Origin of the sequence: Streptomyces melanogenes (genome assembly GCF_014649795.1) — a bacterium.
Taxonomy (GTDB): Bacteria; Actinomycetota; Actinomycetes; order Streptomycetales; family Streptomycetaceae; genus Streptomyces; species Streptomyces noboritoensis.
The window spans coordinates 84,759-109,788 of the sequence record NZ_BMTS01000008.1 but is presented as its reverse complement, the minus strand read 5'-3'; the positions used below and the strand labels follow the sequence as shown (position 1 = coordinate 109,788).

Genomic DNA, 25,030 nt, shown 5'->3' with positions numbered 1-25,030 from the left:
CGCCCCCTCGGGGCCCGCGCGGCGGCCGAGCCGTGTCAGCCCACGTCGAAGACGTTGGGCAGCCCGAGGCGGTAGCGGAAGCGGTCGTCGCGCTTGAGCAGGTCCAGCTCCGGGGCGCTGTAGAGGGAGGCCACCGAGCAGCGCGGGGCGGCCGAACCGGCCCGGTCGAGCAGCGCGTTGGCGGCGAGGCGGCCCGAGGTGTTGGCGCCCTCCATGGTCGCCAGGTCGATGGGGACGGCCACGTAGTCGCCCGCCAGATAGAAGTTGGGGATCCTGGTGGCCGCCGAAGGGCGGTTGTGGAACGTGCCGACCGGGTGGATGAGCAGCTCGTCCTCGTTCCTCGGCTCCGGCGTGCCGATGCCGGAGACGCCCGGGTCCAGGAACCACGAGTGCAGCTTGCCGTCGCTGAGCACGGTCTTGCCGGTGTCGTTGACCGAGGCCTTCAGCTGCGCCCACACCTCGCGGGCGACCTCCTCGCGGGTGCACTGCTTGGCCGTCTTGCCGTACAGCATCCCGGGCTTGTCCCACTCGGAGATGTCCACCGAGAGGCAGTCCACCACCGTGCCGTCGCCGTAGTCGGTGCGGAAGTCGTGGTGCGGCCAGTGCTCGGCCTGGGCGATCGCGGTGAGCGACCAGGGGGAGTCGATGCAGTCGAAGTGGCCGTGCACCCCGTCGGGCCGCTCGGTCAGATAGAACTGGATGCCGGTCATCCAGTCCGTGCGCAGCTTGTCGCAGCGGGCCAGTTGCGGGTCGGCCGCGCGCATCGCGGCGCTCCAGGTGGGCCGGGCGTGTTCCACCGGGAGCGCGCAGACGTAGTGGTCGGCGCTCACCGTGCGGCGCGTACCGCCCGGGTCCTCGACCACCGCTCCCGTCACCTTCGTCCCGTCGTACGCGAACTCCCGCAGGGTCCAGCCCAGTTGGAACTCCACGCCCAGGGTGCGCAGATGGGCGACCCAGGGGTCGATCCACGCCTCGTTGGTGGGCGCGTTGAGGATGCGGTCGAGGGGGCCGTCCGCGCCCCGGCCCAGCGCGTTGAAGACGAACGCCTCCAGGAGCGAGCCCACCGTGCGGGTGCTCGCCTCCTCCGCCTTGGTCGCCACGATGTTGCGGGTGACGCCGACGGCGAGGATGCGCTGGTACTCGTAACTCATCTGGCCCGCCTTGGTGAACGTCCACCAGGGCGTCGCCTCCCACTGGTTGTTGCGGCGCTCGTCGCAGCTGGTCAGGAAGGTGACCAGGCGGTCGGCGAAGTACGCGATCTCGCGTGCGGGCAGCCGCTGGAAGGTGCCCAGCACCCCGGTCAGGGCGCGCCGCAGCGCGTCCAGGGTGAGCTGCTGCGGGGTGCCGGACCAGGGCAGCGGGAGGCGCAGGTCCTCGTAGCCGGTGCGGGCGAACATCATCTCCTTGGGGGCGACCAGGTTGTCCCACACGCCGTGCGGGTTGCCCGGGAAGGGGATGCGCCGCATCGTGTCCGGCAGGTTGTGGTAGATCCCGGGGATGAACCGGAAGCCGTGCTCGGCCGGCAGCGGGCCGCGCCCGCCGCGCGCGCTGTCCGGGACGTCCATGCTGCGGGCCTTGCCGCCGAGCGCCCGGCGCTCGTAGAGCGTGACGCGGAAGCCCCGTTCGGCCAGCTCGTGGGCGGCGGTGAGACCCGCGACCCCGCCGCCGAGCACCACCACCGACTGCCCGGCCGCCGGGGCGGCTCCCGCACGCGCCGCGGCCGCGGCGGGCACCGCAGCTTCGAGCCCCAGGGCGGTCGCCGCGCCCGCCACCGCCGTCCCCGCGACGAACGTGCGTCTCGTACTGCCGGAGGTGCGGCCCGAAGTGCTGCGCGCAGTGGTGCCCGAACGCTCCATGGTGCCCCCTATTACCGGTGGTAACAATCACGTCGGCGCAGGAGCATACGGATGCGGCGGCCAAGCCGGAAGAGACAATCGAGCCCAGTGTTCCGTGGGCGTACGGCAGTTGCGGCCGCCACCGGCCGGGCCGTGCGGGGCCGTACGCGATCGGGCGCGACCGGGCGGATGTGGTCAGATAGGGGCATGGCCCGACGCACCCCCCGACCCGCCCGCCCCCAGGCCCCCAAGGACTGCCCCTGCGGGCTGCCCACGCCGTACGCCGAGTGCTGCGGCCGCTACCACGCCGGGCAGGCGGCGCCCACCGCCGAGGCGTTGATGCGCTCCCGCTTCAGCGCCTTCGCCGTCCAGGACGAGCCGTATCTGCTGCGCACCTGGCACCCCGACCACCGGCCCGCCGCCGTCGACTTCGACCCGGGGATGCGCTGGACCCGGCTGGAGATCCTGGACACCAAGGACGGCAGCGCCTTCCACACCACCGGCGAGGTCGCCTTTCGTGCCCACTACACCGAGGGCGGCGGCGAGGGCTCGCTGCACGAGCGGAGCCGATTCGTCCGGTACGAGGGTGCCTGGGTGTATCTGGACGCGGTCTTCACGGAGTGAACCCGGACGGGTCTTTCGGCGTCCTTTCCGGTGTATGCGGCAGAATGCGGCAGTAATCGCCCGGATCAGGGGGAAAGATGTCCGACACCGCCGGGGACGAGCTCGTCCCTTACACCGACCGGCTCCCGATTCCCGAAGTGCTGCGGCCCGCCAGGGTCGATGTGCACCGCGAGACCGAGATCGCCGTCCGTCCCGCCTGGGTGCGGCTGCACAGCCAGCTGCCGCCCACCTTGATGTGGGGCTACAACGGCACCGTGCCCGGGCCCACCATCGAGGTGCGGCGCGGCGAGCGGGTGCGGATCGCCTGGACCAACCGGGTGCCGCGCGGCAGCGAGTACCCGGTCACCGCCGTCGAGGTGCCGGTGCGCCCGCAGGGCACCCCGCCCGCCTCCACCGAGGCCGGGCGCGGCGGCGTCGAGCCCAATGCGGATGTGGCAGCGCTGCCCGCCTGGACCGTCACGCATCTGCACGGCGCCCAGACCGGCGGCGGCAACGACGGCTGGGCCGACAACGCGGTGGCGCAGGGCGACGCCCAGCTGTCCGAGTACCCGAACGACCACCGGGCCGTGCAGTGGTGGTACCACGACCACGCCATGAACATCACCCGGTTCAACGTGTACACCGGGCTGGTCGGCACGTATCTGCTCCGCGACGACGAGGAGGACGCGCTGCGACTGCCGTGCGGGGAGCGGGAGATGCCGCTGATCCTCGCCGACCGCAACCTCGACACCGACGAGGACGGGCGCCTCAACGGACGGCTGCTGCACAAGACCGTCGTCGTCGACCCGAAGAACGCCGAGACGGGCCGGCCGGTCTCGCTGCCCTTCACCGGCCCGTTCACCACGGTCAACGGAGTGATCTGGCCCTACCTCGAAGCCGATGCCGCCTGGTACCGCTTCCGGCTCGTCAACGCGTCCAACGCGCGCATCTACGACCTGGTGCTCCTCGACGAGGAGGACAACCCGGTGCCCGGCGTGCTCCACCAGATCGGCAGCGACGGCGGCCTGCTGCCCGCCCCGGTGCCGGTCGACTTCGACGCGGCGCTGCCGACGCTGACCGTGGCGCCCGCCGAACGCATGGACCTGCTCGTCGACCTCCGGGAGCTCGCGGGCCGCAGCCTGCGCCTGGTCAACAAGGGCGCGGGCAAGCCGGCCGGGGTGCCCGACCCGGTGAACAACGTGCGCTACCCGCAGGTGATGGAGTTCCGGGTGCGCGAGTGCCCCGAGCCCGACGCCTTCGTCCTGCCGCAGGTCCTCTCCGGCTCCTTCCGGCGGTACGAGCACGGGCAGGTGCACCACGGCCACCGGCTGGTCGTGCTCACCCCGCCCGGCACCGTCGGGGGCGGCGGCCACCCGGAGATCTGGGAGATGGCCGAGGTCACCGAGGGGCCGACCACACCGGCCGACGGGGTGATCCAGGTGCAGGGCGCCGACGGCACGGTGAAGACGTACCGGCGGATCTCGCGCACCTTCAACGACGGCCTCGGGTTCACCGTCGCCGAGGGCACCTTCGAGCAGTGGAGCTTCCTCAACCTCGGCGGTCCCACCCACCCGATGCACATCCACCTCGCCGACTTCCAGCTGATGGGCCGGGACACGTACACCGTGGACGGCTTCGACGCGAAGCTGGGCGGCACCCGCAAGCCGGTGGCCTACGACGCGACCCGGCCGGTCCCGCTGGCGCCCAACGAGCGCGGCTTGAAGGACGTCTTCCGGGTCCCGGCGGGGCAGCTGGTGCGGGTGCTGGGACGCTTCGACGGGGCGTACGGGCGGTTCATGTACCACTGCCATCTGCTGGAGCACGAGGACATGGGCATGATGCGGCCGTTCGTGGTGGCGCCGCCGGAGGCGCTCAAGTTCGACCACGCCGGGCACGGCGGCCACGACGGCCACGGAGGGCATACGGGCTGAGACACGGGGGCTCCTCGGATCGGGGGTGCGGTCAGGACCGGGCCGCGCCCACCGTCTCGCGGTCGGCCGGGGGCAGGCCGTTGGCCAGGTCCTCGGCCAGCAGCCGCTTGGCGATGGCGTCGGCGGCGGCCCGCAGCTCCGCGCTGCGCGGGCGGCCCCGGTCCCGCTCCAACTGCTCGTTGAGCCAGTCCGACCAGGACGCGCTGATCGCGTCGACCTCGCGCCGGCCGCCCTCGGTGAGCGAGAAGTAGGTGCCCTCGCGGGTCAGGAACCCTTCGTCGACCATCCGCTGGAAGACCGGCACCAGCACCTCCGGCGGCACATGGCGGCGGGCCGCGATCAGACCGAGGCCCGCGTGCCCGACCATCCTGGTGAACAGCTCCACCTGCATCACCGCCCACGCGCCCGCCATGTCGAGCCGGGTGTCGGAGCGGGTCACGATGTGGCGCGCGGTGTCGATGCCCGTACTACGGACGATCTTGCCGACCGACAGCTCCAGGAGCTTCTGCGAGTCGCCGGTCGACGGCTGCGCGAAGCCCTCGCCCATGTCGGTGGAGGCGGAGCGGGCGGTGTCGCGCAGCTCGACCTGCTTGAGGAACAGCGCCACCAGGAACCCGACGACCGCCACCGGCACGGTCCACAGGAACACGGTGTGCAGCGAGTCCGCGTACGCCTGGACGATCGGCGCGGCCGTCGTCGAGGGCAGCGACTTGAGGCCCTCGGGGGACTGCGCGGCCTTGGCGAGCGCCGCAGGGTCGGCCCCGCCCGCCTTCGCGGCGGCCGCGATCCCGTCCGCCAGGTTCGGCTTGAGGGTGTTGGCGTAGATCGTGCCGAAGACCGCGGTGCCGAAGGAGCTGCCCAGCGTACGGAAGAAGGTCACGCCGGAGGTGGCGGTGCCGAGGTCGGCGTAGTCGACGGTGTTCTGCACGGCGATCGTCAGGACCTGCATGCACAGGCCGATGCCGAGGCCGAGCACGAACATGTACAGCGACTCCAGCCAGGCGCCGCTGTCCGGCCCCATCAGCGAGAGCAGATACAGCCCGACGCCCATCACCAGCGCGCCCACGATGGGGAAGATCCGGTACTGGCCGGTCTTGCTGACCACGTTGCCGCTGAAGACCGACGCGATCAGCAGCCCGACCACCATCGGCAGGGTGCGCACGCCCGAGACGGTCGCCGAGTCGCCGTCCACGTACTGGAGGTAGGTCGGCAGGAACGTCATCGCGCCCAGCATCGCGAAGCCGACGATGAAGCTGAGGACCGAGCAGACCGTGAAGACGGGGTTGCGGAACAGCCGCATCGGCAGCATCGGCTCGACGGCCCGGGTCTCCACCCAGCAGAACAGGGCCAGCGCCACCACCCCGCCCGCGAAGAGCGCGATGACGGTGGGTGAGGTCCAGGCGTACTCGTTGCCGCCCCAGCTGGTCGCCAGGATCAGGGCGCTCGCCCCGGCCGCGACCAGGCCGATGCCGAGGTAGTCGATCACCGGTTTGGCGACCGAGCGGATCGAGGGGATGGTGCGGGCGGCGGCGATGACCACCAGGACCGCGATGGGCACGTTCACGTAGAACGCCCAGCGCCAGCTCAGATGGTCGGTGAACAGCCCGCCGAGCAGCGGCCCGATGACCGTGGCGACGCCGAACACCGCGCCGATCGCACCCTGGTACTTGCCGCGCTCGCGCAGCGGGATCACATCCGCGATCAGCGCCATCGCGGTGACCATCAGACCGCCCGCGCCGATGCCCTGGAGCGCCCGCCAGGCGATGAGCAGCGACATGTTGGTCGCCAGGCCGCACAGGAACGAGCCGGTGATGAAGACGACCGCCGAGACCTGGAAGACCACCTTGCGGCCGAAGAGGTCGCCGAACTTGCCGACCAGGGCGGTCGCGACGGTCTCCGCGAGCAGGTACGAGGTGACCACCCAGGACATGTGCGCGGCGCCGCCGAGGTCCGAGACGATCGTCGGCAGCGCGGTGCCCACGATCGTCTGGTCCAGCGCGGCCAGCAGCATCCCGAGCATGATCGTGCCGAAGACGATGTTGCGCTGGCGGACGTCCAGCACGGGCGGCGCGGCGGGTGCCGGAGGTGCGGTGTCGCTGGCTGTGGTCACATTGGCACCCTCACACCGCCGCAGGTGGGGCGCATGCCCTGTAGGCCGTGCGGGTGAGCCCGGGGAGGCCTTCGCGGCGGGTCAGCCGGGCAGGGGCGCGCGTACTCCGTCCGGCTCGGCGGGCACCGGAGCGCCCGTGCGCCGCAGCCTCGGCAGCGCCGGGACCGACGCCAGGAACACCAGGGTGGTCAGGACGAACGGCCAGGTGAACGGACGGCCCCCGGCCGGGGCGAGGAGCGCGCTCAGCGCCGGGCCGAGCACGGTCGCGGTCGCCGCGCCCACCACCGCGAAGCCGAGGCTCCACCGGTCGGCGGCGAGCAGCACTCCGCACAGCGCCATCGCCACCAGTACCGCGTTGTACCCCATCGTCCCGTCCGCGATCCGCTCCGCCGGTGCGCCCAGCGCCCAGGCCGTGAGGATCCCGACGGAGCTGCCCGCGCAGGCCATCGCGCCCGCGAGCCGGTCGGCCGCGAAGATCCCGGCGAGGAAGATCAGCCCCACGTACCACTGCGGCACCAGGAAGACCTGGGCGACGTTGGCGAAGAAGCCGTGCACCACATCGCTCAGGCCCGGGCCGACCGGGCCCTCGGCGGCGCGGGCCAGCGCGGCCGGTCCTTCGCCCTGGTGCCACACCTTGCCGAAGCCCGGCGCCGCGATCGTCATGGCGCTCGCCGTCAGACAGAAGGGGAGCGTCAGGGTCGGCAGGCCCCAGGTGCGCAGCACGGTCGCGGTGGCCCCGGCGACCACGGTGACCACCGCGCAGCCGCCCGCCGCGAGCAGCGCGGTGGACAGGTGCCCGGCTCCCAGGACCACCGCGAAGCCCACGGCGACCAGGCAGGCGTTGAACCCTTCGAGCCCGGCCGCGACCCGCCCCCGCTCCACGCCGAGGAGCCGCGCGGTGCCGGTGCCGACGGCGGTGCCCAGCAGCCCGTACAGACCGTAGTGCCAGCCCGCCACGAAGAGCCCCACGGAGAAGACCGCGCCGGTCACGGCGCTCGGCACGAAGTCGACCTGAGCCTGCCCCCGCAGGACGTGGACGGCGAACCGCCCCCACCGCGCGGCGCGCGAGTGCCCCACCTGAATCCCTCCCGTCCGACGGGCTCCCGACGGCCCAGGGCACTGTAAGGGGCGCGGGCCAGGCCGGGGCAAGAGGTGCGCTCTGGTCGGAACCTCCCACAATCGTCCGCGCGGCTCGGCGGATCCGGTGGGATTGATTTCTCGTTACGCGACGGTAAGTTGACCAGTCAGTCATTTCTCGTACCACCGGTAAGTGCTCCGTACCACTCCGCCCTGAGCCGAGCAGAGGAGTCGCGCATGGGCGTACGGAAGGATCTGAGGACGGCCGTGCGGCGCGGCGGTCTCACCGGGCGGGCCCGGGTGGAGCTCGTGCGCGAGGGCGGTGAGGTGCGCGAGGCGCGGGTCGCCCCGCTCGCCGCCGGGCCCGGCACGGGCAGCGTCGCCGACATCCCGTTCACCAACGCCGCCGAGGCGCCGGACGCGGTGGTGCTGCGCCGCAAGCGTGGCGGGCGCTGGCAGCCGGTCACCGCGGCCGCCTTCGCCCGTGAAGTCGCCGACACCGCCAAGGGGTTGGTCGCCGCCGGACTCGAACCCGGCGGCCGGGTCGCGCTGATGTCGCGCACCCGTTACGAGTGGGCCGTCCTCGACTTCGCGATCTGGGCGGCGGGCGGGGTGAGCGTCCCCGTCTACGCCACCTCCTCGGCGGAGCAGATCGACTGGATCCTCGCGGACTCCGGCGCCGGGATGCTGATCGCGGAGAGCGGCGCCGAGGTGCGCACGGCCGGGGCGGCCGCCGAGGGCCGCCGGGTGTTCGTCATCGAGGACGGCGCTCTGGCCCAACTCGCTGTCAGTGGGCGGGAGACGAGCGACGAGGAGGTCGCCAAGCGGCGCGCCGCGCTCGGCCCCGACACCGTCGCCACCCTCTGCTACACCTCCGGCACCACCGGAAAGCCGAAGGGGTGCGTGCTCACCCACGGCAACCTGTACGCCGAGGCCGCCAACACCGTCGAGCTGATGCACCCCGTCTTCCGGGAGGTCAGCAAACGGGCCGCCTCGACCCTGCTGTTCCTGCCGCTGGCCCACATCCTCGGCCGCACCCTCCAGCTCGCCTGCCTGCTGGCGCGCATCGAGCTGGGCCACTGGCCCAGCCTCAAGCCCGACGAACTCCGGCCGGAACTCCGGGCGTTCAGGCCCACCTTCGTCGTCGGCGTGCCGTACCTCTTCGAGAAGATCCACGACACCGGGCGGGCCACCGCCGAGCGGATCGGCCGCGCCGCCTCCTTCGACCGCGCCGACCGGATCGCCGTGCGCTACGGCGAGGCGGCACTGAACCACTTCCTCGGCAAGGGGAAGCGGCCCGGCCCCGCACTCCGCCTCGGCCACGCGCTCTACGACCTGCTGGTCTACCGGCGCGTACGCAAGGAGCTCGGCGGCCGGCTGCGGCACGCGCTCAGTGGCGGCTCGCCCCTCGACCCCGAGCTGAACCTCTTCTTCTACGCCGCCGGCATCCTCGTCTTCGAGGGCTACGGGCTCACCGAGACCTCCGCGGCCGCCTCCCTGACCCCGCCGCTCGGCCCGCGCCCCGGCACGGTCGGCCAGCCCGTGCCCGGCACCTCGGTCCGCATCGCCGACGACGGCGAGGTCCTGGTGAAGGGGCCGATCGTCTTCGGCGGCTACTGGAACAACTCCGAGGCCACCGACGGGGTCCTGGCGGACGGCTGGTTCGCGACCGGCGATCTCGGGCGGCTCGACGACGACGGCTATCTCACCATCACCGGACGCAAGAAGGACATCCTGGTCACCTCCGGCGGCAAGAACGTCTCGCCCGGCGTCCTGGAGGACCGGCTGCGCAGCCGTCCGCCCGTCGGCCAGTGCGTGGTCGTGGGCGACAACCGTTCGTACGTCGCCGCGTTGGTCACGCTCGACCCCGACGCGCTCCAGCACTGGCTGTCCGTGCGCGGGCGGCCCAAGGACACCCCCGTCGAGGAGCTGGTCGAGGACAAGGAGCTCGTCGCGGACGTCCAGAAGGCCGTGGACCACGCCAACGCGGCGGTCTCGCGAGCCGAGTCGATCCGCCGGTTCCGGCTGGTGGCGGGCGAGTTCACCGAGGAGAACGGACTGCTCACCCCGTCCCTGAAGGTCAAGCGGCGGGCGGTGGCCGCCGCGTACGCCCACGAGATCGAGGAGCTGTACGGGAAGGAGTGACCGAGGAGGCGGGCAGGGCGTCGGCGCGCTCGCGCAGATGCATCGCGCGCAGCACGACCTCCGTGGCGAAGCGGTGCTCGGGGTCGGCCAGCCGGCGCCCGAAGGCCGCGTCGAGGTTGCGCATCCGGTAGCGCACGGTCTGCGGGTGGATGTGCAGCACCTCACCGATCTGGGCGGCGGTGCCCCGGGTGGCCAGCCACGCCCGCAACGTCTCGATCAGACGCTCCCGGCGGGTCGCCGTGTGGCCCTGGAGCGGGGCCAGTTCACGGGCCGCGAGCAGTTCGAGCAGCGCCGGGTCCGACATGAGCAGCAGGGTCACCAGGTGGTTCGTGCAGTGCACGACGGGCGCCTCGGTGATGATCCCGGACAGCGCGAGGCCGAGCGCCTGGCGGGCCCAGCGCAGCGAGTCGGCCGCCCCGGCCAGGGACACCGTGGGCCCGGCCGCCGCGCGAGCCCCGCCCAGCGCCTGGGCCAGCGCCGAGCGGCGCTCCGCGTCCAGGGCGCCCGGCACCAGCAGATACGGCTGCGGGTCCCCGAGGTCCATCAGCACGTCGCCGTGCAGGGCGGTGCGGGCGGGGTGGGCGCCGGCGCTCAGCGCCACCAGGGTCAGCTCCTCCGGCAGCTGCCAGCCCGCCCGTTCGGCCAGCTCCACGAGGGTGGCCCGGGGTGTGCCGCTGCCCGACGCGATCAGCCGCAGGATCTTTCTCCGTAACTCGTCCTGGTCGTCCTCGGCCGACGACCTGGCCTCCATATAGCCCTCGCTGGCCAGCGCCTCCAACTGGTCCATGTACGCGAACAGGGTGTCCGCGAACGACAGCATGAAGACGGGGGAGAGGTTGTAGCGCTTGCCCACCTTCTTGGTGTGCCGCAGCGCGACCCGGGCGCCGATGCGGAACGTGCCGCGCAGGGTGTCCAGACTGCGGCCGTGGGCGGCGGCGAACCGGCCGAACGTACGGATCATCTCGTCCCGCAGCGGCGAGGGCACCGAGGGCCGCACCACCTGGTCCACGAAGATGGTCAGGCTCTGCTCGATCGCCGAGTGCACGAACCGGCCGTGCGGGCCCGCGAAGACGTCCGCGAACTCGGGGTAGGCGCGGATCACCTCGGCCTTGATCTCGTCGAGCAGCGGCGGGAGTTCGGGCCACATGATGGTGGCGAGCTCCCGGGGGATCGGTCCCAGCTGCTCCGAGGAGGCCGATGCGTGGAGGGCGTTCGGCATGCGCTGTCCCTTTCACTGGCCGGGACGTACGGCTCGACGTTTCGGCTCGGGTGGGCGACGCACCGTGGGCCTGCTGCGGGGCCGACGTCAACTCACAACATCTGCAACATAGACCAGCCCGCGCCCGAAGGCACCAGTGCGTACGGAGGAAATGTGTGCCCCGTGACGGGTTCTCGTACCGGCCGGACACAAAGGTGCTCGCCCCGGCGCGCAAGTGGCAATGGGATTGCCCGAACACGAGCGAAAACGTTGACCTGTGTACGAATTTCCGGGGTACGGTCGGTCGCCGCGCAATAACATGCGTGCGCGTGGCGGCCGTTCCGCCGACGGCCGGATTCGGCCGTCGGGTATTGCACGGCCCGATTCCCCGCGCGTAGCGTCCTCGGTGCCCCGGGGCCGACGGCTCTCGCCGCCCCTCACGGCGGGCCGCCGCCCGCTCCCCGGCGGCGCGGCCCACGCCCCAGGGCTGCGGATCCCGGCGGGGTCCCGCGATCCGTCCCCCCGGATCGCGGGGCCCCGCCTCTGTGTGCGCCCGGGTTCTGTGCCGCCGTTGACAATGCGACCGACCGGAATTGTGGCGCCGGTGACAAGTAATCACCGGTGGGCGAGGAGATCGGAGATTCGCGCGCGAGCGGTATTGCGGCACCGGGTTACCCGTACGTAACGTCACGGCGACATCGGCCGTTCCCGGCGCCCGTAGAACCGCTATTCACAGGAGCAGAGCCATGGGCGGTGCATTCGACCGGCGTGGTGCCGCTATCGCCGCCGCGCTCGGCGTGATCGCGCTTCTCCTCGGCCTTGTTCCGGCGTCGGGGACAATTGCGCGGGACCGTGAGACGGGCGTTCAGGCCATTTACGACTGTGCGGCGGGCTCCGTACACCGGGCCGTCACCGTCGGCTTCACCGGCGTCCATCCGACGGGCGGCCGCCCCGGACAGCCGCTGCGGGCCGAGCGGTTCGCCGTGCGCCCCGAGCTGACCCCGGACGCGGTCGCCGCGCTCCTGCCCCCGGGCGCCACCGAGGTCTCCGGCACCGCCCGCCTCGCCGTCGACGTCGCCCAGAACGGGGCGTCGGCCCGCGCCGACTGGGCGGGACTCGTCGCGCCCGCCGTCGGTGCGGGGGCCGACGGGCTGCTGCCCGTGTTCGCGGGTGAGGTTCCGGTGATCACGGTGGGGTCGCCGGGGGAAGTGACGCTCACAGCGGGGGAGTTGACGCTGATGGTGCAGGTGGGAGCGGCTCCCTCGTCGGGATCGACCCCGGCTCCGGGCGCCTCGGAGTCGCCGGGAGCGACCCAACCACCCAGTCCCACCGCCCCGTTGGAGCTTCACTGCCTCCCCGCAGCACCCCCCGGCCCGCGCCTCGCCGCCTGGACGGTGACCGAGCCCTCAACCCCGGGCACCGCCGCCGCTTCCCCGGCCCCGTCCACGAGCGCGGACGCCCGAACGCACAAGCCCGCGATCCAGGTCGGCCCCGCCCCGCTCGCCACCGCGCCCGTCTGTCCGGCGGACCCGCCCGCCGGGGAGCTCGACCCGAGCAGGCTGCCCAAGCCGCCGCCCGGAGCGGTCGAGGGGCACCTGGGCGCCTCGCTCTGCGTGGTGGCCGTCGGGTACGCCACCGTGCACAAGCTCGGCAGCGCGATGGTCGTCAACGACCCGCACGACAGCCCCGGCCCGATGCACCTCAACCTCGGCAAGCGCACGGTCGGCGCCCCCGACTACGACGAGTCGGACTCGGTGGGGCTGCTGCGCTTCCCCGACGCCCGCTCCACGTTCCTCGCCTTCGGCTTCCAGCCCACCAGCGCGAGGGTGAGCTTCGAGCCGGAGCCGGTCACCGTCGTCAACATCCGGCGCGGCGAGACGTTCACCACCACCATCGCCTACCGGCAGTACCTGCGCGTCCACGACGTACGCGTCAACGGCGTGCCGCTGGACGTCGGACGGCGTTGCCGCACCGCCCGGCCCTTCGACACGGTCCTGAGCGGTTCGTACAACTTCCTGACCGGCGGGATCCTCGACGGGCAGATCGCCATCCCGCCGTTCGCCGGCTGCGGCAGCCGGGGCGAGGACCTGTCGCCGCTGTTCACCGCCGCCCTCTCCGGCCCGGGCAACGCCGTCCGGATCCGGCAGGGGCAGCTCGCGGGGGCCGGCAGCGCCCCGCCCGTCCCCGAACTGCCCCGGCGCTGAGGAGCCGCGAAGCCATGGGAATCGACGTGGTCGTCGAGGGGCTGACCAAGGCCTTCGGACGGCAGACCATCTGGCAGGACGTCACGCTCACCCTGCCCGCGGGCGAGATCAGCGTGATGCTCGGCCCCTCCGGCACCGGCAAGACCGTGTTCCTGAAGGCGATCGTCGGGCTGCTCCGCCCCGACCGGGGCCGGGTCCTCGTCGACGGCGTGGACATGGCCAACAGCCGCGAGAAGGACATCTACGAGGCCCGCAAGCTCTTCGGGCTGCTCTTCCAGGACGGGGCGCTCTTCGGCTCGATGAGCCTCTTCGACAACATCGCCTTCCCGCTGCGCGAGCACACCCGCAAGAAGGAGTCGGAGATCCGCCGGATCGTCATGGAGCGCATGGAGGTGGTGGGTCTGGCCGGAGCCGAGCGGAAGCTGCCCGGCGAGATCTCCGGCGGGATGCGCAAACGGGCCGGGCTGGCGCGGGCGCTCGTCCTCGACCCGCAGATCATCCTGTGCGACGAGCCGGACTCCGGCCTCGACCCGGTGCGCACCTCGTACCTCTCCCAGCTGCTCATCGACATCAACACCCAGCTCGACGCGACGATGCTGATCGTCACCCACAACATCGACATCGCGACCACGGTGCCGGACAACATGGGGATGCTGTTCTGCCGTGAGCTGGTCGCCTTCGGGCCCCGCGAGGTGCTGCTGACCAGCGAGGAGCCGGTCGTCGAGCAGTTCCTCAACGGGCGCAGGGCCGGGCCCATCGGCATGTCGGAGGAGAAGGACCGGGCGACCATCGCCGAGGAGGCCTCGCACGGCCTCGTCGTCGGCCCGCCCACCCGGCGCACCCTCGCCCCGCAGCTCAAACCCACCCCCGGCCTGCCCGCCCGCCGGGCGGTCCAGCGCCGCCGCGCCCGGGTCCGCGAGCTGCTCGACGAGCTGCCGCCCGCCGCCCGCGCGGCCGTGGAGGCGGACCTGCGGGACACGGCGGAAGCCTATACGGCCAACGGCGCCGACACGCTCGTACGGACCAGACCCCTGCACACCTACGAGGGCGGGGGACCGGCATGAGCGCGCCCTCCGAGCCGGCGGCCGGGAAGGCCGTCGGGGCACGGCCGCCGCTGCGGGTCCTCAACCCGCTGCGTGAGACCGGCAGACTCTTCGCGCTCGGCTGGACCGTCGTACGGCTCACCTTCCGGCGGCCGTTCCAGGTGCGGGAGTTCGTCGAGCAGTTCTGGTTCATCGCCAGTGTGACCATCCTGCCCGCGATGCTGGTGACGATCCCGTTCGGCGCGGTCATCGCGCTCCAAGTGGGTTCCCTCATCCAGCAGTTCGGCGCCCAGTCCTTCACCGGCGGCGCGAGCGTCCTCGTGCTCGTGCAGCAGGCCAGTCCGCTCATCGTGTCGCTGCTGATCTCCGGGGTCGCGGGCTCGGCGATCTGCGCGGACCTCGGGGCGCGGACGATCCGCGAGGAGCTGGAGGCCATGGAGGTCATGGGCGTCTCGCCGGTGCAGCGGCTCGTGGTGCCCAGGGTCCTCGCGGTCATGTCGGTCGGGCTGCTGCTCAACGGACTGGTCTCGGTGGTCGGGACGCTCGGCGGCTACTTCTTCGCCGTGATCGTGCAGCACGGCACGCCCGGTGCGTACCTGGCGAGCTTCTCCGCCCTCGCCCAGCTCTCCGACCTGCTGATCGGCGAACTCAAGGCGGTGCTCTTCGGGTTCATCGCCGGAGTGGTCGCCGCCCACCGGGGCCTGAACCCCAAGGGCGGGCCGAAGGGCGTGGGGGACGCGGTGAACCAGTCGGTCGTCTTCACCTTCCTGATCCTCTTCTTCGTCAACATGGTGCTTACCGCCCTCTACCTCCAGCTCGTCCCGGCGAAGGGGCTGTGACATGGCGCTCCTGGACCGGGCACGCGGCCGCACCGCCAAGGACACCGACACAGGATCACGCGAGCCGAGCCGGCTCTTCGCCTGGCTGGACCGCCCCGGCGACGAGCTCCTGTTCTACCTCCGCGCCCTCCTCTGGATCCCGCGCGCGGTCCGCCGCTACCCCAAGGAGGTCCAGCGCCTCCTCGCCGAGGTCTCCTTCGGCAGCGGCGGGCTGAGCGTCATCGGTGGCACGGTCGGCGTGATGATCGGCATCACCGTCTTCACCGGAACCGTGGTCGGCCTCCAGGGGTACGCGGCGCTCAGCCAGATCGGCACCGACGCCTTCACCGGCTTCGTCTCGGCCTACTTCAACACCCGCGAAATCGCCCCGCTGGTCGCCGCGCTCTCCCTGTCCACCACAGTCGGCGCGGGCTTCACCGCCCAGCTCGGCGCGATGCGCATCAACGAGGAGATCGACGCGCTGGAGAGCATGGGTGTGCGCTCGATGCCGTATCTCGTCTCGACGCGGATCGTGGCGGGCGCGGTGGCGATCGTCCCGCTGTACGGGATCGGGCTGCTCGGGTCGTTCCTGGCGTCCCGGATGGTCACCGTGCTCTTCAACAACCAGTCCACCGGCACCTACGACCACTACTTCCACCTCTTCCTCGCCCCCACCGACGTGCTGCTCTCCTTCCTCAAGGTGCTGGTCTTCAGCGTCCTGGTGATCATGGCGCACTGCTATTACGGCTACCGCGCCACCGGCGGACCGGCGGGCGTCGGTGTGGCCGTGGGCCGGTCGGTGCGGACGGCGATCGTGCTGATCAGCGTCACCGACTTCTTCCTCAGCCTGGCGCTGTGGGGGGCCACGACCACGGTGAAGGTGGCGGGATGAGCGCGCCCGTGCGGGAGAGGGTGATGAGGGCCCCGGCGAAGGCGCGCCCGGCGGACACCGTGCTCGCGCGCCGCCGACGGCTGGCCGGGCTGGCGTACCTGCTGCTGCCGATCCCCCTGATCTGGCTCTCGCTCGCCTTCTACCACCACGACTTCGAGTCCACCGCCCGGGTGGTCGTGGAGGCCGGGTCGGTCGGCAACGAGATGCGCCCGCAGGCCGACGTGAAGCTGCGGGGCGTGGTGATCGGGCGCGTCGAGAAGGTCGACACGGACGGCCGGACCGCCCGGCTCACCCTCGCCATGAAGCCGGGGCAACTGCGCCGGGTGCCCTCGGACGTAACAGCCCAGCTGCTGCCCACCACGCTCTTCGGACAGCGGTACGTGGCGCTCGTACCGCCCGCCCGGCCCTCCGCCCGACCGCTGGCGCCCGGCAGCGTCATCCCGAAGGACCGCAGCCGGGGCGCCGTCGAACTGGAGACGGCGCTCGACCACCTGCTGCCGCTGCTCACCGCCGTACAGCCGCAGAAGCTGTCGGCGACCCTCACGGCCGTCTCGGACGCGCTGCGCGGACGCGGCGACAAGATCGGCGCCTCACTGGCCCAACTCGACGCGTATCTCGGTAAGTTCAACCCGCAACTGCCCGTCCTCAACCGGGACATCAAGGAGTTCGTACGGGTGAGCGAGGGGTACGCGCAGGCGGCGCCCGACATCGTCGACGCGCTCTACGACGCGACCACCACCAGCGCCACGCTCGCCGCCGAGCAGCACCGGCTGGCCACGGTGTACGCGTCGGTGACCACCTCGTCCCGTGACCTCACCACCTGGATCCGGCAGAACCGGGGCAACCTCATCCGGGTCACGGCCGCGAGCCGTCCCTCCCTCCAGATCTTCGGCCGGTACGCCCCGGCCTTCCCCTGCACCCTGAAGACCCTGGCCGACTTCGTCCCCGCGATGGACCGCGCCCTCGGCAAGGACACCGACGAACCGGGGCTGCACGTCGACGTGACGGTGGTCCGGGACCGGGGCGCCTACCGGCCCGGCCACGACGCCCCGAGCTACACGGCCACCGGCGGCCCGGCCTGCTACCCGGTCCCGTACAGCGGCGGCCCGGCGTCCGGGCGTCCCCCGGCGTCCCCGGCGCTCGCCACGGTCGGCGGCGGGCTCGGCGTGGCCAACTCGCCGCAGGAGAACAGCCTGGTGAACGAGGTGCTCGCGGCCGGGGAGCGGCGGACTCCGGACGCGCTGCCCGACTGGTCGAGCGTGCTCGCCGGTCCGGTGCTGCGGGGCGCGGAGGTGAGGCTGAGGTGAACCGGGCCCCCCTCACCGGACCGCTCCTCAAGTCGGCGGTCTTCGTCCTGGTCACCGTGCTGGCCACCACCGTGCTCGCGCTGAGCATCAGCAACACGGGCCTGGGCGACAAGGACACGTACAAGGCGTGGTTCACCGACGCCACCGGGCTCACCGAGGGCGACTCGATCCGGATCGCGGGCGTCAAGGTCGGCCAGGTCGAGTCGGTCGACATCGTCCAACGGCGGTACGCGGAGGTGAGGTTCTCCGTCCAGCGGGGCCGGGTCCTGCCCGCCTCCAGCACCGCCTCGATCAAGTACCTCAACATGGTCGGCCAGCGCTATGTCGCCCTGGAGCGCGGCACCGGCCCGCTCGGGCAGCCGCCGATGCGGCCGGGCGGGACCATTCCGCTGCGCCGCACCTCGCCCGCGCTGGACCTCACCCAGCTGTTCAACGGCTTCCAGCCGCTGTTCCAGGGGCTCTCCCCGGCCGAGACCAACAAGCTGGCCGGGTCCGTCGTCCAGGTGCTCCAGGGTGAGGAGCCCACCGTGGAGAGCCTGGTCACCACCATCGGGTCGGTCACCAGCACGCTCGCCGCGAAGGACGCGGTGATCGGGTCGGTCGTCGACAGCCTCAACACCGTGCTGCGGACGGTCAACACCCGCGAGACCCGGCTGACCGGCCTGATCGACACCCTCGACGAGCTGGTGGCGGGCCTCTCCGGCGACCGCAAGCCCATCGGGCAGGCGATCAGCTCCCTGTCGGCGCTGACCACCAGCACCGCCGGACTGCTCGACGAGGGCCGGGCGCCGCTGCGCGACAGCATCGACCAGCTCGGCCGCGTCTCCGCCCACCTCGCGGACGACGGACCGCTCCTGGAGCAGTTCCTGCGGCGCACCCCGGCCAAGATGCAGTCCGCCACCCGCCTTGTCTCGTACGGGAGTTGGCTCAATCTGTACCTCTGCGAGGCGAGGGTGACGGGGGTCGTCACCGACGACGGCAGCCCGCCTCCCACCGGCATCGCGATCAAGGATCAGAGGTGCCGCCGATGAGGCCGTTACGCATCCGGCGCCTCCGCAGGCAGGCGCGCAGACCGCTCGCCGAGCGGCACCCCGTGGCGATCGCCGTCGTCGGTCTGCTCTCCATGACCCTGATCGGGCTGCTCGTCTACAACGTCAAGGCGCTGCCGTTCCTCGGCGGCGGGACCCGCTACACCGCCGACTTCAAGGAGTCGGCCGGGCTCCACCCCGGCGACGAGGTGCGCATCGCGGGCGTGAAGGTCGGCGAGGTGAACGCGGTCGGGCTCGACGGGCCCAAGGTGAAGGTGGCCTTCACCGTCAAGGACGCCTGGGTCGGCGACGCCAGTACGGTCGGGATCGCCATCAGGACGCTCCTCGGCTCCAAGTACCTGGCGGTCGACCCGCGCGGCACCGCCGCCCAGAACCCGCACCGGCGCATCCCGATCACCCGCACGACCTCCCCGTACGACGTGCTCGACGCGCTCAACGGCCTGGGCGAGACCGTGGGCGAGCTCGACACACGGACACTCGCCAAGAGCTTCGAGACGCTCTCGGCCACCTTCAGGAACACCCCGCCGGGCGTGCACAAGGCCGTCACGGGCCTTGCCGACCTGTCGCTGACCATCGCGAGCCGCGACGAGCAGATCACCCGGCTGCTCAAGGGCACCGACCAGGTCACCAGGACGCTGGACGGCAAGAAGGACCGGGTGCGCGGCCTGCTCGCCGACGGCGGGCAGCTCCTTGCCGAGGTCGGCTACCGCAGGGACGCCATCCACGGCCTGCTCACCGGCGCGCGGAACCTGAGCACCCAGCTCAGCGGGGTCGTCGCGGACAACCGGGCCAGACTCGGGCCCGCGCTGGACTCGCTCGACCGCGTCACGGCGGTCCTGGCCAGGAACAAGGCGGGCCTCGACCGGATCCTGGCCCAGGCGGGCCCGTACTACCGCCTGGTCGGCAACACCCTGGGCAACGGCCACTGGATGGACAGCTATCTGTGCGGCCTCGTCCCCAAGACGTATCTGCCCCCGGGCAGCCCGCCGACGGACGGCTGCATGCCGCCGAAACCAGGGAAGGGGGGACGGAGTTGAGGCCCTTGCGATTCACGCTGCCCCGGCCGCGCAAGCTCCTCGCGCTCGGCATCGCGTTCGCGCTGCTGGTCGCGGCCGCCGTGTCGGCCGTCGCCGTGCGCGTGTGGGGCGACGACGGCGCCCTGCACATCACCGCGTACTTCGACCGGACGGTCGGCGTGCACGAAGGGTCGGACCTGCGGGTCCTGGGCGTACGCGTCGGCAGCGTCGGCCGCATCCGGCCCGAGGGCCGACAGGTGCGGGTGAGCCTGAGCGTCAAGAAGGGCGTACGGATTCCGCAGCTCGTGCAGGCGGTCGTGGTCGCCCCCAGCGTCGTCTCCGGCCGTTTCGTGCAGCTCAGCCCCGCCTACAGTGGTAGCGGGCCGACGCTGGCGGACGGGGCGGTCATCCCGCGTGAGCGGACCGCGACCCCGATGGAGGTCGACGAGCTGGCCAAGAGCGTCAGCGGTCTCGTCGAGGCGCTCGGCCCCGACGGCGCCAACAAGAAGGGCGCCCTCTCGGACCTCATCGACACTGGCGCCAAGAACCTCAAGGGCAACGGCGACGCCGCCGGCCGTACCGTCCAGCAGCTCGGCGGTGCCGCCAAGGTGCTCGGCGGATCCAGCGCCGACCTGGTGAGGACCGTGCGCCAACTCCAGTCGTTCGTCACCATGCTGAAGGAGAACGACGGCACGGTCCGCACCACCGAACAGCGGCTCGGCGACATCACCACCTTCCTCGCGGGCGAGAAGGACGACCTCGCGGCCGCGCTGCGCCAGCTCGGGACCGCGCTGGGCCAGGTGAAGACCTTCATCCGCGACAACCGGGGCAGGCTGAAGAAGGACGTCGACCGGCTCGCCGCGCTCACCCAGTCGCTCGTCGACCAACGGGCCTCTCTGGGCGAGGCGTTGGACACCCTTCCGCTCGCCGCCGCCAACCTGGAGAACGCCTACGACCCGGCGACCCGCACCATCGACGGCCGCGCCGACCTCAACGAGCTGGGTCTGCTGCCGCTGCCCGCCGCCGAGACGTACGGGCGGAGCGCGCCGGGGGCCGCGCGATGAGGCGGGCCGTCGCGCGGGGCGGACTCGCGCTGTGCGCCGCGGCCGTCGCCACCGGGCTCGCGATGGTGCCGGGCGGGTTCGGCATGCCGTCGTTCCACGGTATCGAGGACCTGCCGCTGCCCGGCGGCGCCGACCTCGGCAGCCATCCGTACCGCGTCACCGCGGTCTTCAAGGACGTGACCAGCCTCTTCCCGCAGTCGTCGGTCAAGGTCAACGACGTTCCGGTGGGCCGGGTCGAGAAGATCACGGTGAGCGGGGACGACTGGCTGGCCCGGGTGACCATGAAGGTCAACGGCAAGGTGCGCCTCCCCGCCGACGCCTACGCCAACCTGGAGCAGTCCAGCCTGCTCGGCGAGAAGTACGTGCAGCTCGTCGCGCCCGGGGACCTGGCGCCGCGCCCCGACCTCAACGACACCGCCGGGCTGCGCAACGCCGCCGCCGTACGCGACACCGCGCCGCTGGCGGACGGCGCGGTGATCCCGCTCGCCCGCACCAACCGCAACGCCGAGGTCGAGGAGGTCTTCGGCGCCCTGTCGATGCTGCTCAACGGCGGCGGGGTGCAGCAGATCAACACCATCACGCGCGAGCTGAACCGCGCCCTCGACGGCCGGCAGTCCTCGGCCCGTTCCGTCCTCACCCGGATCGCCACCTTCGCCAAGGACCTCGACGCGCACCGCGGCGACCTCACGGACGCGCTCGGCGCCCTCGACCGGCTGTCGTCGACCGTGGCCGCCCGGGACACCAAGGTCGGCACGGTACTGGACCGGCTCGAACCCGGCCTCAAGGTGCTCCGGGACCAGCGCGGCTCGCTCGTCACCATGCTCAAGTCCCTGGACACGCTGTCGACGGCGGCCGTCGGCACGGTCGAGCGCACCCGGGCCGACCTCGTCGCCGACCTGCGGGCGCTCGCGCCCACCCTGAAGGGCCTGGCCGACGCGGGCCGCGACCTGCCCGCCTCGCTCCAGGTGCTGATGACGTACCCGTTCACCGACGAGGTGCTGACCGGTGTCAAGGGCGACTACCTCAACGTCTATCTCAAGGTAGCCGCGGTCCCCGGCACCCTGATCCTCCCCGCGCACGGCGGATCCGCGCCGCCCGGCGGCGCGCTGCCGCTGCCGTCCGTCGGGGAAGGCGGTGTCCGGTGATCACCCTCGGCACGCACCTCAAGAACCTCGCCTTCCTGCTGCTCGGGGCGCTGGTACTCGGCTACATCGCGGTGACGTACGCGGACCTGGGCCGCTTCGTCGGCGCGCCCGGCTCGTACACCGTACGCGTCCAACTCGCCGAGACCGGCGGCCTGTTCACCGGTTCCGACGTCACCTATCGGGGCGTCGACGTCGGCCGGGTCCGCGGCATCGCGCTGACCCGTGACGGCGTGGAGGCGCGCCTCGCCATCGACGACGGGACGCCGCCGATCCCCGCCGACCTGGACGCGAAGGTGGCCGGTTTCTCGGCGGTGGGCGAGCAGTACCTCGACCTCGCGCCCCGCACCGACCGGGGGCCCTACCTCCACGACGGCGACACGGTCGCCCGCGAGGACACCAGCACACCCGCCCCGATCACCCGACTCCTCACCGGGGTCGACTCCTTGGCGGCCTCGGTGCCGACGGATGAGCTGCGCACCGCCGTCGACGAGCTCGGCAAGGCGTTCGCCAACCAGGGCTCCAACCTCCAGGTGCTCCTGGACGCGGGCAGCCAGTTCCTCAACGCCGCCGACCAGGCGCTGCCCGCCACCACCACCCTGCTCGCCGACGGGGAGACCGTGCTGAAGACCCAGGCCGACAGCACCCGGGCCCTCACCTCCTTCGCCACGGGCGCCCGGCAGCTCGCCCAGCAGCTGAAGGACTCCGACTCCGACCTCCGCCGCTTCATCGACCAAACCCCGGGCACGGCCGACGAGTTCACCGCGCTGCTGCGCGACACCGACCCCGGTCTGAGCGTGCTCCTCGCCAACCTCACCACCACCTCCGAGCTGCTGGTCACCCGGCAGCGTGGCACCGAGGAGCTGATGGTGCGGCTGCCCCGGGTGGCCGCCGCGGGCTCCACCGCCGTCGGGTCGGGCGGCGTGAACTTCGGCATGGTCACCACCTTCTTCGAGCCACTGCCCTGCACGAAGGGCTACGAGGGCACCCCCTACCGCAACGGCCTCGACACCTCCGGGAGTACGCACGTGAACACCTCGGCGCGCTGCACCGCCCCGGCCGCGAGCGGCCAGAACGTGCGCGGCTCGGGCAACGCGCCCAGGGGTCCGCTGCCCACCCCGGCCGTACCGGGCTCACTGTCCGGCTCCGGCGGGGGAGTCGGCGTGCTGGGCGCGCCCTCCCTTCCGCCGCAGAGCCCGACGAGCCTCGCCGGGCTGCTGGGACTGGGGGAGTGACGGCATGAGGCTTCGACGGCCGGTGCTGGTGCTGGGGCTCGTGCTGGCCCTGGCCCTGTGCGGTGTGTCCGGGTGGTCGTACGCGCGGGCCCGGGGCGACGGCGATCTGGCGTACGCGCACAGCCGCGACGCGGCACTCGCCGCCGGGCGCAGCCATATCGCCCGGCTGAACTCCGTCGACGCCCGCGAGGTCGACGTGGGCCTGGCCGCCTGGCTCGATGCGACGACCGGCCCGCTCCGGGACGAGCTGCGTACGGCCCGCGCCAAGAGCGCCGAGGTCCTCAAAGAGCAGGGCACCACGACCCGCGCCGAGGTCACCGACGCGGCCGTCACCGAACTCGACGACCGGTCCGGCACGGCCCGGCTGATCGCGACCGTACGAATAGAGGCGCAGCCACGCACGGGCGCCCCGACCACCGACCGCAAACGCTTCGAGGCGGGCCTCACACGCACCGGCGGCGGCTGGAAGCTCGCCTCCCTGACCGCCGTCGCGGTCGGGACGGGCTGAGGGGGCACGATGACCACGACCGAGGAGACGGCCACCACGGCTCGCGCCGCTCAAGAACCGGCTGCCCGTACACGCCTGCGCCGATTCCTGCTGCCGCTGCTCGTCGCGGCCCTGGTGGTGGCGAGCGGCGTCCTGCTGCTGCTCGCCGGGCAGACGAAGCACTCCCCGGCCGCCGCCAACCGCGCGTTGACCGACCGGGCGGCGACCGACGCGGTGCTGGACGAGGTGGGGTCGGCGGTGAGCCGTGTGTTCAGCTACGGCCCGCAGACCCTGACCCGCACCCGCGCCGACGCCCACGCGCTGCTGAGAGGTCAGGCGGCGAAGGAGTACGACGCGCTCTTCGCGCAGGTCCAACAGCGCGTAAAGGAACAGGAGTTGACGCTCACCACGCGAGTCGCCCGCGCCGGGGTCACGCGGCTCACCGGCACGCGTGCGGAGCTGCTGTTCTTCCTCGACCAGACCAGTGTGCGGCGCGGCGCCAAGGCGACCACGGTGGCCGCGCAGCTCTCGGTGACCGTCGGGCGCGACGGCGGGCACTGGCGGATCACAGCGATCGAGGCCCGTTAGGGCGAGAGGGGAGGTGCCATGGCACGGCTGACATCTAGGGCGCGCAGACGGCCGTCCCGTACCGCGGCGACCGGGCTCGCGGCCGCGCTGGCCTGCGCGTTCGCCGTCTGGACGGGCGGTTCCTGGTACGCGGTCGCCCGCGACGAGCGGGCCGCGTTCGCCCGCACCAGGGACGAGGTGCTCCAGGCGGGCGAGCAGGGCGTACAGAACATGAACACCCTCGACCACGGCGACCTCGCCCACGGCCTCGACCTCTGGGAGGAGTCGGCCACCGGCGACCTGCTCAAGGAACTCAAGGACAGCAGGAAGCAGTTCGAGCGGCAGGTCGAGAGCGCCGGGACCACGACCACCGCCAAGGTGCTCTCGGGCGCGGTCACCGAACTCGACGAACGGGCGGGCCGGGCCCGGGTGATGGTCGCGATCCGGATCACCGTGGTCGCCGCGGACCGGAAGAGCAACACCAAGGACAGCCGGATGCTCGGCGAACTCAGCCGCACCCCGGCGGGCTGGAAGCTCAGCCGCCTGGGCCAGGCACCGGTCGGCGACGCGCCCGCACCGACCGCGAACCCGTCCGCCGGTACGCCCACCCCCAGCGGCAGCTGATCCGGAGGCCCCGATGTCGACCACCCGCCACCTCCTCAACCGGCAGCGCCGCCTGGCCGCACAGCGCCCGCCGGTGCAACGGGCCGCCGATCCCGTGCGGCGCCGGAGACCCAACGCAACGGCCGCCCGCCCCGCCAGGACTCTCCTGTCCTGGCCGCTGCTGCTCACCGCCCTGACCGTGCTGCTCGCCGCGTTCTCCGTTCTCGCGTACGTCCAGGGCGGGCAGCAGGACACCGCCGGGAGCAACACCGCACTGGCCGACACCGCCCGTACCAGCGAGGTCAAAGGTGTCGTCGACGAGACCGTGCAGGGGATCTTCTCGTACGACCACACCGACCCGGCCAGGACCGACGCGGCGGCCGCGCGTCGGCTCACCGGTGCGGCCGTGGCCCAGTACCGGACCTTTATGGGTCCGGTCCGCGAGCAGGGGCCGCGACAGAAGCTCGTGCTGACCACCACCGTCACCGACAGCGGCGTCGAGGTCCTCGACGGGGACCGCGCCCGCGTCCTGGTCTTCGCCGACCAGAGCAGCACCCGTACCGGCAAGGTCGGCGGCACCACCGTCGCCGCCGCGATGTTCGCGGTCGACGCGGTCCGCCAGGGCGGCACCTGGCGGATCGCCGCCCTCGACACCTTCCAGCGCGCCCCGGGCACCCCGACCGACCAGGGCAAGGAGTGAGAGC

The 25,030-nt window shown here is 72.4% G+C and carries 21 protein-coding genes; 17 read left to right on the top strand and 4 right to left on the bottom strand.

Annotated elements, in window-relative coordinates; all coding sequences use genetic code 11:
• Positions 1–35 precede the first annotated feature (35 nt).
• Positions 36–1,856 carry a hydroxysqualene dehydroxylase gene (locus IE252_RS18935; RefSeq protein ID WP_190090623.1) on the bottom strand — a complete coding sequence of 607 codons (1,821 nt, stop codon included), beginning with the start codon at positions 1,854–1,856 and terminating at the stop codon, positions 36–38.
• A 186-nt stretch (positions 1,857–2,042) separates the two neighbouring features.
• Here IE252_RS18935 and IE252_RS18930 point away from each other — a divergent pair, with 186 nt between their 5' ends.
• Together IE252_RS18930 and phsA are read left to right on the top strand one after the other, a co-directional pair.
• Positions 2,043–2,459, top strand: a complete 417-nt coding sequence (locus IE252_RS18930) for a YchJ family protein (protein ID WP_190090622.1) — start codon at positions 2,043–2,045, stop codon at positions 2,457–2,459.
• A gap of 77 nt (positions 2,460–2,536) precedes the next feature.
• Positions 2,537–4,369 carry an O-aminophenol oxidase PhsA gene (gene phsA / locus IE252_RS18925; RefSeq protein ID WP_190090621.1) on the top strand — a complete coding sequence of 611 codons (1,833 nt, stop codon included), beginning with the start codon at positions 2,537–2,539 and terminating at the stop codon, positions 4,367–4,369.
• Between the two features lie 31 nt (positions 4,370–4,400).
• On the opposite strand, the gene IE252_RS18920 is transcribed toward phsA, so the two are convergent.
• Together IE252_RS18920 and IE252_RS18915 are read right to left on the bottom strand one after the other, a co-directional pair.
• Positions 4,401–6,479 (bottom strand): MDR family MFS transporter, encoded by a 2,079-nt coding sequence (locus tag IE252_RS18920; protein WP_190090620.1) that lies wholly within the window; start codon positions 6,477–6,479, stop codon positions 4,401–4,403.
• Between the two features lie 81 nt (positions 6,480–6,560).
• Positions 6,561–7,556, bottom strand: a complete 996-nt coding sequence (locus IE252_RS18915) for an urea transporter (protein WP_190090619.1) — start codon at positions 7,554–7,556, stop codon at positions 6,561–6,563.
• A gap of 237 nt (positions 7,557–7,793) precedes the next feature.
• On the opposite strand from IE252_RS18915, the gene IE252_RS18910 reads away from it, so the two are divergent.
• Positions 7,794–9,701, top strand: a complete 1,908-nt coding sequence (locus IE252_RS18910) for an AMP-dependent synthetase/ligase (RefSeq protein ID WP_190090618.1) — start codon at positions 7,794–7,796, stop codon at positions 9,699–9,701.
• Here IE252_RS18910 and IE252_RS18905 read toward each other — a convergent pair.
• Positions 9,637–10,920 carry a PucR family transcriptional regulator gene (locus IE252_RS18905; protein ID WP_190090617.1) on the bottom strand — a complete coding sequence of 428 codons (1,284 nt, stop codon included), beginning with the start codon at positions 10,918–10,920 and terminating at the stop codon, positions 9,637–9,639. The genes IE252_RS18910 and IE252_RS18905 overlap by 65 nt on opposite strands.
• Positions 10,921–11,645: 725 nt before the next feature.
• On the opposite strand from IE252_RS18905, the gene IE252_RS18900 reads away from it, so the two are divergent.
• From IE252_RS18900 to IE252_RS18835, 14 genes are read left to right on the top strand one after another with little or no spacing between them, the layout of a single operon-like run.
• On the top strand, positions 11,646–13,103 hold the full coding sequence (locus IE252_RS18900; protein ID WP_190090616.1) for a DUF6801 domain-containing protein: 1,458 nt from the start codon (positions 11,646–11,648) through the stop codon (positions 13,101–13,103).
• A gap of 14 nt (positions 13,104–13,117) precedes the next feature.
• Complete coding sequence (locus IE252_RS18895) at positions 13,118–14,167, top strand: ABC transporter ATP-binding protein (protein ID WP_190090615.1); 1,050 nt, start codon at positions 13,118–13,120, stop codon at positions 14,165–14,167.
• A complete protein-coding gene (locus IE252_RS18890) occupies positions 14,164–14,985 on the top strand; it encodes an MlaE family ABC transporter permease (RefSeq protein ID WP_190090614.1) in 822 nt (273 codons plus the stop codon). The genes IE252_RS18895 and IE252_RS18890 overlap by 4 nt, the downstream gene beginning before the upstream one ends.
• A gap of 1 nt (position 14,986) precedes the next feature.
• Positions 14,987–15,856 carry an MlaE family ABC transporter permease gene (locus IE252_RS18885; protein WP_190090613.1) on the top strand — a complete coding sequence of 290 codons (870 nt, stop codon included), beginning with the start codon at positions 14,987–14,989 and terminating at the stop codon, positions 15,854–15,856.
• A 23-nt stretch (positions 15,857–15,879) separates the two neighbouring features.
• A complete protein-coding gene (locus IE252_RS18880; RefSeq protein WP_190090829.1) occupies positions 15,880–17,163 on the top strand; it encodes an MCE family protein in 1,284 nt (427 codons plus the stop codon).
• A complete protein-coding gene (locus IE252_RS18875; protein ID WP_190090612.1) occupies positions 17,160–18,194 on the top strand; it encodes an MCE family protein in 1,035 nt (344 codons plus the stop codon). Before IE252_RS18880 ends, IE252_RS18875 begins: the two co-directional genes overlap by 4 nt.
• Positions 18,191–19,249, top strand: coding sequence for an MCE family protein (locus tag IE252_RS18870; RefSeq protein ID WP_190090611.1), 1,059 nt, complete (start codon positions 18,191–18,193; stop codon positions 19,247–19,249). Before IE252_RS18875 ends, IE252_RS18870 begins: the two co-directional genes overlap by 4 nt.
• A 5-nt stretch (positions 19,250–19,254) precedes the next feature.
• Positions 19,255–20,292, top strand: coding sequence for an MCE family protein (locus IE252_RS18865; protein ID WP_268248415.1), 1,038 nt, complete (start codon positions 19,255–19,257; stop codon positions 20,290–20,292).
• Positions 20,289–21,437 carry an MlaD family protein gene (locus tag IE252_RS18860; RefSeq protein ID WP_190090610.1) on the top strand — a complete coding sequence of 383 codons (1,149 nt, stop codon included), beginning with the start codon at positions 20,289–20,291 and terminating at the stop codon, positions 21,435–21,437. Before IE252_RS18865 ends, IE252_RS18860 begins: the two co-directional genes overlap by 4 nt.
• Positions 21,434–22,669, top strand: a complete 1,236-nt coding sequence (locus IE252_RS18855; protein ID WP_190090609.1) for an MlaD family protein — start codon at positions 21,434–21,436, stop codon at positions 22,667–22,669. The genes IE252_RS18860 and IE252_RS18855 overlap by 4 nt, the downstream gene beginning before the upstream one ends.
• Before the next feature lie 4 nt (positions 22,670–22,673).
• Positions 22,674–23,177: an Rv1363c family protein gene (locus IE252_RS18850; protein ID WP_190090608.1), complete on the top strand. Its 504-nt coding sequence runs from the start codon at positions 22,674–22,676 to the stop codon at positions 23,175–23,177.
• A 9-nt stretch (positions 23,178–23,186) separates the two neighbouring features.
• A complete protein-coding gene (locus IE252_RS18845; protein ID WP_190090607.1) occupies positions 23,187–23,744 on the top strand; it encodes a hypothetical protein in 558 nt (185 codons plus the stop codon).
• Between the two features lie 18 nt (positions 23,745–23,762).
• Positions 23,763–24,347: a hypothetical protein gene (locus IE252_RS18840; RefSeq protein ID WP_190090606.1), complete on the top strand. Its 585-nt coding sequence runs from the start codon at positions 23,763–23,765 to the stop codon at positions 24,345–24,347.
• Between the two features lie 13 nt (positions 24,348–24,360).
• Positions 24,361–25,026, top strand: a complete 666-nt coding sequence (locus tag IE252_RS18835; RefSeq protein ID WP_190090605.1) for a hypothetical protein — start codon at positions 24,361–24,363, stop codon at positions 25,024–25,026.
• Positions 25,027–25,030: the final 4 nt, after the last annotated feature.